Source organism: Rhizobium sp. Nf11,1, assembly GCF_050587665.1.
Classification (GTDB): domain Bacteria; phylum Pseudomonadota; class Alphaproteobacteria; order Rhizobiales; family Rhizobiaceae; genus Rhizobium.
Map to the genome: position 1 here is coordinate 1 of NZ_JBOBHU010000045.1, position 12,763 is coordinate 12,763.

General features: G+C 55.8%; 16 protein-coding genes and 1 pseudogene. 7 read left to right on the forward strand and 10 right to left on the reverse strand.

Annotated features, from left to right (window positions below; translation table 11 throughout):
* A partial coding sequence (locus ACQ7C1_RS31075) for a transposase domain-containing protein (protein ID WP_430961137.1) occupies nt 1–154 on the forward strand: 154 nt, incomplete at its 5' end.
* A 90-nt stretch (nt 155–244) separates the two neighbouring features.
* On the forward strand, nt 245–538 hold the full coding sequence (locus ACQ7C1_RS31080; protein ID WP_430961126.1) for a hypothetical protein: 294 nt from the start codon (nt 245–247) through the stop codon (nt 536–538).
* Between the two features lie 105 nt (nt 539–643).
* Here the strand turns inward: ACQ7C1_RS31080 and ACQ7C1_RS31085 are convergent, their stop codons facing one another.
* The 8 genes from ACQ7C1_RS31085 to sctL are packed head-to-tail and all read right to left on the reverse strand — an operon-like array spanning nt 644 to nt 7,028.
* Nucleotides 644–1,681: an EscU/YscU/HrcU family type III secretion system export apparatus switch protein gene (locus tag ACQ7C1_RS31085; RefSeq protein WP_430961127.1), complete on the reverse strand. Its 1,038-nt coding sequence runs from the start codon at nt 1,679–1,681 to the stop codon at nt 644–646.
* A complete protein-coding gene (sctT, locus tag ACQ7C1_RS31090; protein WP_430961138.1) occupies nt 1,678–2,493 on the reverse strand; it encodes a type III secretion system export apparatus subunit SctT in 816 nt (271 codons plus the stop codon). Before sctT ends, ACQ7C1_RS31085 begins: the two co-directional genes overlap by 4 nt.
* Nucleotides 2,487–2,747 (reverse strand): EscS/YscS/HrcS family type III secretion system export apparatus protein, encoded by a 261-nt coding sequence (locus ACQ7C1_RS31095; protein ID WP_416068726.1) that lies wholly within the window; start codon nt 2,745–2,747, stop codon nt 2,487–2,489. Before ACQ7C1_RS31095 ends, sctT begins: the two co-directional genes overlap by 7 nt.
* 29 nt (nt 2,748–2,776) lie before the next feature.
* Entirely contained in the window at nt 2,777–3,442 is a 666-nt protein-coding gene (gene sctR, locus ACQ7C1_RS31100) for a type III secretion system export apparatus subunit SctR (protein WP_430961128.1), read from the reverse strand.
* Nucleotides 3,435–4,496, reverse strand: a complete 1,062-nt coding sequence (sctQ, locus tag ACQ7C1_RS31105; RefSeq protein WP_430961129.1) for a type III secretion system cytoplasmic ring protein SctQ — start codon at nt 4,494–4,496, stop codon at nt 3,435–3,437. The genes sctR and sctQ overlap by 8 nt, the downstream gene beginning before the upstream one ends.
* A complete protein-coding gene (locus tag ACQ7C1_RS31110) occupies nt 4,490–5,074 on the reverse strand; it encodes a hypothetical protein (RefSeq protein ID WP_430961130.1) in 585 nt (194 codons plus the stop codon). The genes sctQ and ACQ7C1_RS31110 overlap by 7 nt, the downstream gene beginning before the upstream one ends.
* Nucleotides 5,050–6,405: a type III secretion system ATPase SctN gene (gene sctN / locus ACQ7C1_RS31115; protein ID WP_430961139.1), complete on the reverse strand. Its 1,356-nt coding sequence runs from the start codon at nt 6,403–6,405 to the stop codon at nt 5,050–5,052. The genes ACQ7C1_RS31110 and sctN overlap by 25 nt, the downstream gene beginning before the upstream one ends.
* A complete protein-coding gene (gene sctL / locus ACQ7C1_RS31120) occupies nt 6,405–7,028 on the reverse strand; it encodes a type III secretion system stator protein SctL (protein ID WP_430961131.1) in 624 nt (207 codons plus the stop codon). The genes sctN and sctL overlap by 1 nt, the downstream gene beginning before the upstream one ends.
* A gap of 23 nt (nt 7,029–7,051) precedes the next feature.
* Here sctL and ACQ7C1_RS31125 point away from each other — a divergent pair, with 23 nt between their 5' ends.
* Nucleotides 7,052–7,342, forward strand: coding sequence for a hypothetical protein (locus tag ACQ7C1_RS31125; protein WP_430961132.1), 291 nt, complete (start codon nt 7,052–7,054; stop codon nt 7,340–7,342).
* Between the two features lie 327 nt (nt 7,343–7,669).
* On the opposite strand, the gene sctJ is transcribed toward ACQ7C1_RS31125, so the two are convergent.
* On the reverse strand, nt 7,670–8,527 hold the full coding sequence (sctJ, locus tag ACQ7C1_RS31130) for a type III secretion system inner membrane ring lipoprotein SctJ (RefSeq protein WP_430961133.1): 858 nt from the start codon (nt 8,525–8,527) through the stop codon (nt 7,670–7,672).
* A gap of 9 nt (nt 8,528–8,536) precedes the next feature.
* Nucleotides 8,537–9,028: a nodulation protein NolB gene (locus ACQ7C1_RS31135; RefSeq protein ID WP_430961134.1), complete on the reverse strand. Its 492-nt coding sequence runs from the start codon at nt 9,026–9,028 to the stop codon at nt 8,537–8,539.
* Between the two features lie 184 nt (nt 9,029–9,212).
* Here ACQ7C1_RS31135 and ACQ7C1_RS31140 point away from each other — a divergent pair, with 184 nt between their 5' ends.
* From ACQ7C1_RS31140 to ACQ7C1_RS31155, 4 genes and pseudogenes are all read left to right on the forward strand, one after another.
* Nucleotides 9,213–9,920 (forward strand): nodulation protein NolW, encoded by a 708-nt coding sequence (locus tag ACQ7C1_RS31140; RefSeq protein ID WP_430961135.1) that lies wholly within the window; start codon nt 9,213–9,215, stop codon nt 9,918–9,920.
* A 292-nt stretch (nt 9,921–10,212) separates the two neighbouring features.
* Nucleotides 10,213–12,000, forward strand: coding sequence for an HrpF/NolX family T3SS translocon protein (locus ACQ7C1_RS31145; RefSeq protein WP_430961136.1), 1,788 nt, complete (start codon nt 10,213–10,215; stop codon nt 11,998–12,000).
* A 72-nt stretch (nt 12,001–12,072) separates the two neighbouring features.
* A pseudogene (locus ACQ7C1_RS31150) lies at nt 12,073–12,217 on the forward strand (VOC family protein); the annotation flags it as partial.
* 118 nt (nt 12,218–12,335) lie between these two features.
* Nucleotides 12,336–12,548, forward strand: coding sequence for a transposase (locus tag ACQ7C1_RS31155; protein ID WP_430961140.1), 213 nt, complete (start codon nt 12,336–12,338; stop codon nt 12,546–12,548).
* The last annotated feature ends 215 nt before the right edge of the window (nt 12,549–12,763 follow it).

Below are 12,763 nucleotides of genomic sequence, written 5' to 3' on the forward strand. Positions count from 1 at the left end.
CGCCAAGCTCAACGATGTCGAACCGCTCGGCTATCTCATCGATGTGCTCACCAAGATCGTCAACGGCAACCCGAACAGTCAGATCGACACTCTTCTACCATGGACCTATCCCTCCGAGCACAACCTGAGCCGTAAAATGAAAGCGTCGCGATAAACCGCTAAGCTTTCGTTTCGCTGTACACGATGATACCAATGAGAAACGAGCTAGGTCTGACTATATTGCTGTTGGAGTTCTAAGGGTTAGATGGCGGGACTGTTTAAATCATTGAAGAGAGTGGTGACTGGAAAGATAATCCGACAATCAGACGTTCAAATTATGAACGGCAGTTGCATTATGTCCTTGCGTATTAAACGCGATAGCAGAAGCGGCGGCGTCTATGTGGTGTTAGCCTCTAAAGCATCGGGCAACTATCAATATTACCCTTTCGATGCAGAAGAGTTCGACAGTTTCGTTGATGCTGCTATCGAGATCAAGAAAGCGTTACGGGCCGATGAATCGGCTGGTATCGGTCAGACCCCAGCCAGCGTCAAACCGTGACCCGGGAACACCGCTTACCCTTGAAAGACTAGGATCGGCCCATCGCGCGCCGTATCGCGGCGAAATCATGCGGCCGACATTGGCCGGCCAAGGCGGTGGTCACATCTATACCACGCCAGCGGCAAAGAGTGCTTTGGCGACAGACTCGAAACATTGCGCAGGAACGGCGTCGCCCAGCTTCGTTGTGCTGATGAGCTGATGCGCAAGCACATGATCATCGACAACATAGACGCGTAGCGCCCGCGCTTCATTCAACAATTCTGAAGCAGCCTCGCCCGCGGCGCGGCAAACCAAGACGGGCACGCCGCTCTCGCCGCGAACGTAACGCATACCAACGAGTATGCCCTTCCCCCTCACCACCAACGTGGCCCGGTGCACGCCAAGGGGAGGGTCGTGCGCGGACTCCTCGCGTAGGCGACGTCGTTCACTCTTCAGCTCCGGCGTGCCTTCCTGTTCCTTGAGCTGGCGCGCCACTTCGCTCTTTGTCATGCGCATTTCTCGCAGAAACAAAGCACGCTGCAACAGCAGATCGATAAGTCCGCCGATCAAAAGCGCAGCGGCGCCAATCGCGCTCAGCAGCTTCACCTGCGTAAAAACGAGACCGATACAGCCGATGCCGCAGATAGGCAAATAGACCATCGTTTTCCACGTTCCGAGAAGGAAGAGGAGAAAGCTCGCGCTCAGGACCATCACTTTGAACTGCGTCTTGCCGGCTTCCACTGCAGAACGTGCAGAGGCCATGCGCTTAAGCCCTTCAAACGGGTCAGTTTTCTCGAGGTTGGGCTTGATCGGCTCCAGTGAGAAGACAAATCCACCATTGGCTATGAGCCCGGCCAAAATCACCGCGGCGACGAGAGTTCCAAGCAGTGGTCCAACCGTCTCGAATGTGAGTTCGATCAGCAGGACCAGTGCCTGCCGGACCGCTAGATTGAAGGGCAGATTCTGCAGATTGTCGACTACTAGTAGCGCTTCCTGGCATTTGTCTTGTACGACGCTCCCTCTCAGCCAAAGGTAGCCGAACCCAGCGCAAGTGGCGACCGCACGGACGAAATCGGAACTGTGCGCAATCTGCCCTTTTTTGCGCGCTTCGTTTAGCTTGTGCGGGGTGGCGGCGTGTGTCTTCTCTTCACTCGTGTCACTCATTTCAGCAGCTTGTCCATCCACTCAAGCGCGCCATTCGCTTGTGTGATCTCCAGGCTGATCCCCTCGATGAGATAGGCAGCGTAGGCAATCATAATAATCGGAAACCCGATATTCTTGATCATTGGTGACAGTTGGCTGGACTTGAACTGCGGCGCAAAGCGCCGCAATATCATCATTGATATGTCAACTAACAGAAGGAAGGACACTACGGGTCCAGAGACCAGCAAGGTCGTGAGCATTGTGTGATCCAGGAGCCTCAATAACTCCATAGCTGCTTGCGCGGTGAACGTGGGGTGAAATCGATATACAGGCCAGATCTGAAAGCTTCCATAGAGAGTACTGACCACACCTTCTAGGCCTCCCGACGCCACGAAGATCGTCAGTGCCGTGATCCCGAGAAAAATTCCCATAGCGGAAGCCTGACTGTTCGTTGTGGGGTCTGACGAAGCTGATGGGCTGCTGATGCCGCGTTGGTTGTCGATAAGCTCACCGGCGGCCTGAAGGCTCCATAACGGGATGCCAAGAAAAATGCCAAGTAGCAAGCCGACAAAGATCTCCTTAACTCCAAGTAGTGTTACTTGAATCAGACGTGTCTCAGGATCCAGCGTCTGCAACCAGTGACTGACGTGTGCAAAACACGGGAGCGTGAAGGCTACAGCCAGGCAGCTGCGGATGAGCCCGCCTATTTGAGCCCGTGTAAATACAGGAAGAATCATCATGAGGCCCATTGCGCGGGCCGCGCCTATGCCGGCTGCGAGGACGAGCTCAATAGCCCCATGGATCAGGGATTGAATTTCGGACGCAATCACGATCTAGGCTGGTAGCTTGGGGTCATTGTGGGAAACTCCGCAAAGATCTGGTCGGCCAACCTTACGAGCGGAGCGCTCAGAACAGGGGCAAACAGGCTGATCACCGCCACAACGATCAAAAGCTTCACGGTAAGTGGCAAGCTTTCATCCTGGATTTGCGTTGCCGCCTGGATGATCCCGACGACCAGGCCAACAATCACTGATGCAATGAGCGGTGGGAGAATCCAGATCATGAAAACCACCAACGACTGGTTCATAAAAGTAACAATGCTGGACTGAGTAATGATCAACCTCCAGGTGTGGCGTAACTCAAAATAAGTCCGTGCATTAATCTCGACCAACCATCAATAGCGACAAATAGAAAGAGCTTGAACGGGACAGATATGACTGTCGGAGATACCATTGACATGCCCATCGCCATCAAGATTGTCGTTACAATAAGATCGATCACGATGAAGGGAAGGTAGAGAAGAAAACCTATTTCGAACGCACGCTTGAGTTCTGATATTAGAAAAGACGGTACCAGAATGGCAAAATCATCCGGGGTGGTTCTGTCGCGCATCTCCCCTGGCCAAATTTTTTCCGTCGAAGATAGGAAAAAGCGGCTCTGCTCTTCGTTTGTGAACTTCTTAAGGTAATCGTGCAGCGGTTCACGCCCTTCTTTGGCGGCATTGACCCAGTCGTCGAACGTTTGGTAGTGGAACTTTGGATCGGCCATCCGATCATAGGTCTGTTCGACTACAGGTGCGCTGATGAAAATTGTTAGGATGAGTGCCGCAGCGTAAAGCACGATGTTCGGTGGGATTGTCTGGGTCCCCAGCGCATTGCGGACCAGGAAGAGAACAACTGAGATTTTTATAAATGCCGTGGTTGTGACGAGCGCTAAAACAAGCAGGCCGATTCCGGCTGTAATCGCGAGAAGCGACAGAATCGCTGGTTGAATCTCAGTCATAGCATGCCAACCTGCCGCGCAGCCTAATGCCCAGTTCATCTCCGATCTGCACGATGTCGCCACGCCCGATACGCCGCCCGTTGGCCAATATGTCGACCGGACCATCGATCGGCCGACCAAGTTCGAAAATATGCCCTTCGCCCGCACTCCTCAATTCGCCTAGAGGCATAGCCCAGCGGCCGCATTCAAAGATAAGCACGATCTCGAGATCATCGAGATCGGCTTCCGAGGGATCCCGCTGTAATTCGGGTTGTGTCGTCATATGCACAGTCTCCAAGGGGGATGATAGTGGGCGGAAGGGCCCCCGCAGGATGAGGTCGTCGCCTTCAATATCTGCACAGGCCCATAGCTGGCCCGCGGATAGCGTGATCTGGCCGTGGCCGAACGGCGATATGTCTGGCAACAGAGCATCACCGATACATGCCTTGCGAAGAACCACTGCCGGAACGGAAAGCGTGCCGATTCTTCCTGCAACTGCAACCGGTAGCTCTGGGAAGTGCTCGCGCGGCTGTCGGGGCAATTGGCCAAGCAGTTCGCCTAAGGCGTGGAATGCAGGCGGGACCAAGCCATCAAGGGGAGAAAACAGGAATAGACGGCCCTTGCCATTGACTGAGCCGAAGGCGATATCAAGTTCCAGACAAGGAGCCTTTGTCAAAGCCTCACGCACCTTCAAGAGCTGCACATCCAGCTGCGTCCGATCCTCTAATCGAGCGACAAGCGGCTCAAGTGCAAGCTCGAGAATGAGTGAAGCAGTTGGGTCGGAAGGGAATGCAAGACCGCTCTGCACCGTCGCGATAAGCGCCTCAACAAGGCCTCGTGACAGCGATAAGACGATCGTTTCAGTTCCCAAGCGCCAAACACAGTCAAGCATCGGAATGGCAGAAGGTTTCTGCTGCCAAATAAGCCCTTGTATCCGCACCGACAGCGGCTTCTCGCTAATCCAGCTCTGAAAGGGGCTGCGGAAAGCGGCAACATCATTGAGCCACGAGACGACCACGTGGGACAGTGTTAGCGCAGGTTCAAATATAGCAGGTCTGACCACTGTGGTTACCAAGGCGACTCAAGGCTGGGGTATAGCGTTTCCAGAGAAGCTCCCATCATCGGGTCTGATCGCGCGACATCTGGGCGAGCAAAACTGCCATATCGAAGCGATATCTCATCGTCGCCCTCTATCTCGCCTGCCGCCTCGGACTGTGTTTCGACGGCGCGCCTGACTTCGTCCTCGATTTGTTGCCATTTGTGGCTTGCGGCCGAACGTCTGACCCACACGGTTCTCATCTTAGATAACACTGCCTCGGCCTCTTTTTGAGCGATGTGCGCATCGTCGAGCATCTGACGTTTCGAAGAGACCTCAGCGGCAAGCCGCTCAATTTGAAGGTGGTGATGGTCGAGTGCTGCGCTAGACCATTTGTCAAGGGACATCAGCTCCTCGTAGAGCGCCGCTTCGGCCCGTGCAAAATGTTGCTGTGCGTTTGCAAGCTCCTGGGAGGCATTCTGCAAGGCTAAGGTGGCCATATCGTGTTGGGCTTGCTTCTCGGACAGCTCTCTAAAGGCACTACGCTCTTGCATATCCTTAAGAAGCCGCAACCTCGAAGTGTGAACACGAGTCACGCGGTCAGACGCGACATCCATGCGACCGTTTCCTTAAAATCCGACGCCTCGCCTTCGCTCTGACACAAAAATTCCCTCAGGTCGCCAATCGAAGCGACAGCTCGGTCAGTTAACGGATCGCCGCCCTGCTTGTACTCGCCGACTTTGATCAAAAACTCGGACTCGGCATAGCGCGAGAGGAGATCACGGAAAAAAGATGCTGCCTTGCGATGTGTCCCAGAAACGACCGCATCCATGACTCGGCTGCGACTCTGCAGCACATCAATAGCTGGGAAATGCGACCGCGCAGCGATAGCGCGTGAGAGGACGACATGGCCATCGAGAATGCCCCGCGATTCCTCCGCGATTGGATCGCCTGTGCCATCACCTTCGACAAGCACAGTATAAAAGGCCGTGATTGAGCCGTGCTCACCCATACCGGCACGTTCAAGGAGACCTGGCAGCATGGCAAACACGGAGGGAGGAAAGCCCCTCCGGGTCGGTGGCTCGCCCGCAGCAAGGCCAATTTCGCGCATGGCGCGGCAGAAGCGCGTCAGCGAGTCCAACATGAGGGCGACGCGTAGCCCTTGTTCGCGAAAGTACTCCGCGAGCGCGGTCGCCATAGGAGCACATTGCGCCCTCTCCACTGCCGAGCGGTCGGAGGTTTCAACCACAACGACCGTACGACGGAGGCCCGCCTCTCCAAGATGACGCTCGATGAACTCACGAACTTCACGTCCACGCTCGCCTATGAGCGCGACTACGAAAACGTCGGCGGCGGCACCTTTTACGATCTGCGACAATAACGTCGATTTGCCACAGCCAGGCTCGCCATAAATCCCTATTCGCTGGCCCTCGCCGCATGTGAGGAGACCATCCAGAACACGAACCCCGAGCGGGAATGGGAGCTCAACCATGCGCCTGTTCATTGGGTTGGGCGCCCTGCCGTGCAGCGGTCGAGTTTCGAAGGTTTTGATTTCACCCTTGCCGTCAAGTGGGCGGCAACGGCTGTCAATCACACGGCCAAGCAAATCGGGCCCGACTGGCACTTCACGCATGCGTCCAGTGGACACGACTTCTGAGCGGCTGGACAGGCCTACCAGGTCACCGATCGGCGTGAGCAACACGCCATTGTCCGAAAAGCCGATCACCTCGGCTTCGAGCGACAGGCCGGTTCGCGTATCGTGCAGAAGACAAAGTTCCCCAATCCGAGTGTCTGGCAAGACGGCATGGACCAGTGTACCGATAGCCCGCGTGATCCGGCCGCGCACGACACGCGTGTCGATCTGCTTTGCTGTGGACCTCAAAGATGAGATCGCAGAAACGAGACTCCGCTTGCCGGCGAGATTTTTATGCTGTGATAGCGGCGTGATTACAGTTCTCCTTCTTCAGAATACGGCCTGAAGCCGAGGCGTAGCGCGCGCATCTGTGCATCAAGTCCAAGATCTACATTGCCGTACTCGCTCCACAGCACGCATTGTTGGGGCGATAAAGTCGGATCTGGATCGATCCGCACCCTCGGCCGACCTTCCCGCCCATCGCAACGCGCAAATTCGCGCGCGAGCATATCGACTTGCGCGGGACACACGTGGAGGCAAACTTCCACGCCGGTATATTTGCGCTCAATCTCGTGGCGAACAGCTTTCACCAACAGCTCGCCCGGATCGAAAGCGCCCAGAAGATCGTTTAGTATCTCTATCACCAGCTGCGGCAATTCCTGCTCGAGGACCGCCTTTCGTCGCGCCACATCGGAGGCTGCCTGCGCAATTATCCTAGCCATTTCCTCGGCCCCTGCATTCAAGCCCTCGGCATGGCCGAGCGCCCGCTCACGCTCGTAGGCCTCGCGTGCCCAGCTCCGAACCCGCTGTTGATACCGTTGTGCTGCGTCACGCGCTTTTGCGGCGATATGCCAGATTTCAAGCTCACTCGCCGGGATCAGTGGCCCAACCGGGCGCATTTGCGGCGCGACGAGCTTGGCGGAATAATCTCCCGTCATTTCGTCGGGTGCTCCGTATCAAGATGGGCGAGGACAAGCGCAAACAATTGCCCGGAGGCTTTACTGTGTTCGGGCAAAGGATTCTCCGCAGCGGTCCCGACCGGCAATCGAAGAAGCACACAGCTACGCTCAAGCGCGGAACTGTCATTGAGCCAAGCTCCAAGGCAGGCATGTCCATCGTGTTCGATTTGCTGCGCGAGCCTGTTCGGATCAGCGATCAAGCTGGTTGCGATCGCCTGCGCCAGATGCCGAATTCCGAACGCGTGGGCATCAGCGCCGATATGGTCAATAAGCGCAGTCAGGTGGGGCTTTGAGACAAGCTTCAACAGCGAACGGGCATGCCAAATACTGCCGGCAAGGATAGCAGTCCGACGCGGATCATGTCCGCGGAGCAGATCTGGCCCAAGGCCGGTTCCGTCCGAATGCAATTCATTATCAAACAGCAACTCCGCCAGTCTTGGCTGCAGCCTGGGACGCTTCTGCAACTGTTCCAACGTCGCAGCGGACAACGCCGGGTCAAGACGAGCGGCAAGACGAGTCGGGTGAGCCATAGCAGCAAGGTCGTTTAGCCACATGGAATTCAGTTGGAGGGACCGATGGAGTCCGGCAGCCTGTATCGGTATCGACATTGGGATTATTACCTATGCGCTGATCTTTTTGCGAATGGCCTCGACAGCGGAAGCCCCGGAGGAACCTTCGACCTTGGATAGTTGGCCCGATGATTGCTTGGGCCGACGCATTAGACCACCGACTAATTGATAGCACGCCGCTGCGAATGCAGCTGCGGCAACACCCATCACGATTGGCAGAAGTGGCGGTGGAAAAGAGCTGGATGTTTGGGCTGAAACAGTCGCCGGAGCGCGCCGGTAGTCAGGTCCGGACGGTTCCACTGGCACCAAAACCACCTCCACCTTTTCGTAGGACAGGCCCTCGATGCTGTCGGCGACCAACAACTTTATCTTCGGCAGGAGAACTGGGAGATTCGATTTGGCGTCGTGCCGTATAAAGACCGAGGACGAGGATGGCGTGCCATCCGAACCTAACAGATCGTTATTCGGCAGAACGACATGAACACGTACTGACAAGACGCCGTCGATGTCGCTGATAGTACGCGACAACTCTTCGCTTAGGGCATAGATGTAACGAGCACGCTCCTCGGTCGGCGAGGCGATCAGGCCTGATCCGCTGAAAATATCCCCGAGGTTTTTGAACGACTGGCGGGGTAGCCCCTTGGCATTCAAGAGGTTGATTGACAACGCAAGCAGCTTTTCGTCGACCTGGATCGTGCTGGTCCCATCCTTCGCGGCAACCCGGACCGCATCAACCCCGTTGTCGATTAGAAGCGAGAGCATCTCATTCGCCTCGCGCTCCTGCAGTTGCGTATACAGATCGGTCTTGCAACCACTCAAGGCGAAGAGAAGTGGCAGAACGACCAAACGAAGCGAACGAAGACCCGACAGGCGGCTATGCCGGATTTCGCCAAGTGCTGAGCCAATCATACGAGCGGTTCATCCTTGTTTTATTAGCGTGTTCACAGATGAGGTGATGCCGCTGACACCTTTAGAAATTAGAGAAACTGTGGTGACGCCACTGTAGAGATCCCGTAGATTAGAGATCGTCGACCCGAAATCGGGTCCCGCCGATCTTGCCGGCGTCTCACCTTCGACAGGGAGCCTCTGTGCCGCCCGGAGTGGAGCGCTTTTTGCAAGACCTACCTGATGGTCAAGCGCGGCAGAACCAACCGTCTGCTCGCGGTACATCGAAGAAAGAGTTTGGAGCACGCGGTCGCCGGGCGAGCTTGGCTGTGGAGTTGCGCGCTGGACATCCAACTGCGGAGGAACTGGCGCCGCCGTAGCTGGCGACAATCCGGTATCATTTTTCGTAGAGGCGGCCGCCTGCGCTAGCGCGCGCTCAAATTGAGCCTGCTCTCCCAACGAGGGGGAAGCAACCTTGGGAACAAAGTCAATCAGACTGGCAGAGATTGAGTTAACAGGCAGCATAATGCAACGACTCGATTGTTTGCGTCTCGCGTGGATTGCGTTTAGCCGGCGATCACCAGCTGTTGCGCCTGTACCTAGAGAGGTGAGCTGACTATAAGCTGACGAGAGCGCGTCATTATCTAAAAACTCAACTTAGCGATTTTTGTACTTGTGAGAGTTTCGGCCGTTCGATTATCACGACGAGATGTCCACATCGTTCATTCTATCCACGATCCTGCACAATTTGACGAGAGTTCTCTGCGTCGGGATTCTTCTCTCGGCCGGAATAAATACAGCCGTCGGCGCCCCTCTATCGCTCCCCTCTACACCCTATAGGTATACGGTGTTGGACCAGGATCTCGCTGCTGCGCTGCAGCAATTCGGAAATAACCTAAATATCAGGGTCAGTATCAGCGCCGAGGTGAGGGGACGGATTCGCGGACGTATGCCCGATTTGCCACCGCGGGAGTTCCTCGATCGCTTGAGTAAGCTGTACGATCTACAATGGTACTATGATGGGCTTGTACTCTATGTATCTGCCGCCAAAGAAGCGCATTCTAAGATGTTTGTATTGACCCCGATTCGCTTCGATGCGTTCAAGGCGGCCCTCGATGAGCTCGGCATCTTAGATGACCGCTTTGTCGTGAAATCCGCGGCGGGAAGTGACCTCGTTTTGGTTTCTGGTCCACCGCGCTTCCTCGCGCTCGTGGAGGAGACGTTCAACGGCCTTCTTGCGGAGGCGCAAGCGCAGCCTAATGTCGCGCCGGCACCGAGTGAGGAACCCTTGCTGTTGTTGTTTCGGGGCTCCTCGACCATGGTCGTGCGCGGTGGACGACCCGAAGCGGCATATTCTTCTGACGTGCCGCAACAGGATGGTGTTGCTGCCGAGAAGCCTCAGCTGAACCGGAAATGACATCGATGGATATGCCCCGGTTTCTGGAAAAAACGTAAATCAACAGCAGTCCTAAGTGAATTCGCATTGGTTCGTCAGGTTCTCGAAAGCTGACCCGCTCATGATCCAATTCAGGATCTCCAACAATCACTGGCCATTGAGTGCCAGAATGAACCTGAGAGCCCTAATCTGGCGGGGCAACTAAGCACGGCGCGGCGAAAATGCAGCGACCTCTTCAATGCCCGGTTTTGCCAACGTTCGTGAACTAATCTTGCATCTCCCAGGGGATTGCAATCTCGTCCGAGGAGCCACAATGTCAAACAATATCGCCAAGGTTTTTTCGCAGTCCGCACGGGGTTGGTATGGTTCAGTACCCGCGCTCGGTAAGACTCAGCAGAACTTCGAAGCGATGCTTTCCATTTGCCGGCCTGAAGACAGGACCGGTCAGTTCGCGCTCCGGAGCCTCGCATTGCCTTTGGAACGGTTGTGCCAGCATGCGTCGGAATCGCTGTCGCCGACAGCCGGGTCGTCGCTGGAGGAATTGACGCGGCACCCATTGGACCTGCTGCCGCCACATATGAAGGCGGCACTAGAATCAATGGGTCAGCGCCCGGAAACTTCACCGATCGAATCTCCTTCAGTCGCAACGACGCCCGTAAAAAGCGAGAGAATCAAGTGGAACGGCGGGACGCTCACCTCAGTCGAGTTACAGATTGTAGCAGTGCTAAACCGTCATAAGGACCAATGTCCGCTCAAGTGGGAATCGCTGGGAGACAAAGCGAATGATCCCTCAACGCCGCCAGATCTGAAAGCGGCTATCGAGGGATTGCAGCAGGATCCAGAGCTCTTTTATGCTATCGGCTCGCAGGGTGATGGCCGCTGCGGCGGCAGATTTACAGCTCAAGACTTGTCGGCATTCTGTAGCCACCATTCCCAAATCACTGCATTTCTGGAGATTCAGGCGCAAAGCTATACGCAGAATTACATTTCATCCGACAGCACTGGGAATCCCGATCCGTCGGCCATGACACGGAACGATGCGTTACGCGAGCTTTACCGGTACTCCGAAAACCTGCCGAAGAACCTCAGTGTTGCTGAGTTTAAGCGGATCGTCGAAGGCGAAGCGAAAACGGGCAAATGTCCGCCTCAGGTCATTGCGGCGGCTCAGTACTTCGTCGAGCGCCCGGGCGAATGGAAGCAGTTATACGGTGGTGCGATAGACCAGGTGCACAAAGAGGACTTTCTGCAGGTTGCTTCATCGGCAATGAGTCTCACGCAAACCGAGCTCGACACAATTGAATCGATAAAAGGCAATCAGGACGCCTTCTTTGGAAGTGGTGATCTCACTCGTGACAAGCTCGCGAGCATGGCAGAGGATAAGCACTGTGATCCGAAAGTGCAGAAAGCAGCCTCGCAACTACTCTCAGATCCTCTATTATTTGGTCTGCTAAACAATACGATTACGGGCTATAAGACCCATAATTCGTTCTTCGACTTCGGCGGCGGACACACGGTGGATTCCGGTGACATCAGCAAAAAGGACTTTGCACATTTTTGCGACAGCATGTCGTCAGCGAACCGCACCGTTCAGCAGCGGAAGGCTCATGCTCCCCAAACCGCTGCACAACAGGACGCCGTCTCAGATATGATGATGGGTCGGACGGACCAGCCTAATGCCAAAACGCCCAAGAAAAACGGAGGAGCCTTTATCCACGCAGTCGGCGATGTGCTCAAGGTGGCCTCGCCGGTGCTCGATTGGGCTGCGACCGCGGTGGGTTTGTTGAGCTTCGTTCCTGTCTTAGGCCAAGTGGCCGACGCGGCTTCAATGGCTCTTGCGTGCGAAGCGCAAGCGGCAAATCTTCTCCGTACAGCCATTACCGGAGGCAATATGAAGCAGGCGCTGCAACAAGCTGGCATCAGTATTGGAGCGCAGGCGCTCAGCCTGATCGCAGGCCCCGAGGTCAAGCTGGCAATTCGCAATGGGCTCGTAAAGAAGGCACTGGAAGAGGCGGCCACGGCCGGGATCAATCTGCCGATAACGATGGCGCAAACCTACGCAGAAGATTATCTAAACAACCTGCAAGAACGGCTTGCAGCCTGAGTTGTGTAAGCCGCGGAGGTTGCCAGCCAAGGGGGTCTGGGGCTGACATTGCGGGCGTGTTAGGTGCCAATGCCGGTCACCGCGCTAGAGTACCTCCAGGTCATGTTCACCGTAGACGACCTTAACGAGACGCTTGAAAGGCCCGCAGACGGGGCGCGAAGCTTGTAGGCTCCGTGGGGCTGGTGGCCTTCTCATCGGGCTCGCCCAGGAACTCGGTAAGCGACAAGGAGACCCCGTCTATCAGCATCGGGGTTGGGTACGGTATGGCGGAGAGACGATTTCACAGACTGCGAGCATCTATGTCTGCGCCTATAGCTAGTCCTAGAATGATCCATATGATTGAGGCTGTGCCGGAACGCCTTGAGGGTTCACCTTGTCAGTTGCGGCGTTTTTGGTCGGACGAGTTCAAGGCTTTTGCGGTCGAGGAGGCGTCCACGCCGGGAGCGAACATTTGGGCGGTTGCTCGACGGATCGGTATTCTGACTTCGCAGGTCTTTCGATGGAGACGGGAGCTTGGTGGAGATGTGAGCAAAGCTCTGGTCTGGTGAAAGAACAGCAGCCGAAATCTGCGGCAATTAAGGAACGCGTTGTCGGGTCGTCATTGGCGGCCGTCGTGCGTGCCGGTGCGGACGTCGACGAGGCGCACCTGCAGCGGGTGATGCGCACGGTGCGGTCGGCATGATCCCGTCTGGCGCAGCCGGTCTGCCTCTTCATGACTGGCTTAGATCTCTTGACCTGAGACCCATCGTCCCTCCAATTTTCA

Coding starts and splice junctions, on each gene's coding strand:
- ACQ7C1_RS31080 (WP_430961126.1), top strand. CDS start 245: ATGGCGGGACTGTTTAAATCATTGAAGAGAGTGGTGACTGGAAAGATA.
- ACQ7C1_RS31095 (WP_416068726.1), bottom strand. CDS start 2,747: ATGAACCAGTCGTTGGTGGTTTTCATGATCTGGATTCTCCCACCGCTC.
- ACQ7C1_RS31135 (WP_430961134.1), bottom strand. CDS start 9,028: ATGCTGCCTGTTAACTCAATCTCTGCCAGTCTGATTGACTTTGTTCCC.
- ACQ7C1_RS31140 (WP_430961135.1), top strand. CDS start 9,213: ATGTCCACATCGTTCATTCTATCCACGATCCTGCACAATTTGACGAGA.
- sctR (WP_430961128.1), bottom strand. CDS start 3,442: ATGACTGAGATTCAACCAGCGATTCTGTCGCTTCTCGCGATTACAGCC.
- ACQ7C1_RS31085 (WP_430961127.1), bottom strand. CDS start 1,681: ATGAGTGACACGAGTGAAGAGAAGACACACGCCGCCACCCCGCACAAG.
- ACQ7C1_RS31145 (WP_430961136.1), top strand. CDS start 10,213: ATGTCAAACAATATCGCCAAGGTTTTTTCGCAGTCCGCACGGGGTTGG.
- sctL (WP_430961131.1), bottom strand. CDS start 7,028: ATGACGGGAGATTATTCCGCCAAGCTCGTCGCGCCGCAAATGCGCCCG.
- sctJ (WP_430961133.1), bottom strand. CDS start 8,527: ATGATTGGCTCAGCACTTGGCGAAATCCGGCATAGCCGCCTGTCGGGT.
- ACQ7C1_RS31125 (WP_430961132.1), top strand. CDS start 7,052: ATGGGCGAGGACAAGCGCAAACAATTGCCCGGAGGCTTTACTGTGTTC.
- ACQ7C1_RS31110 (WP_430961130.1), bottom strand. CDS start 5,074: ATGGATGTCGCGTCTGACCGCGTGACTCGTGTTCACACTTCGAGGTTG.
- ACQ7C1_RS31155 (WP_430961140.1), top strand. CDS start 12,336: ATGATTGAGGCTGTGCCGGAACGCCTTGAGGGTTCACCTTGTCAGTTG.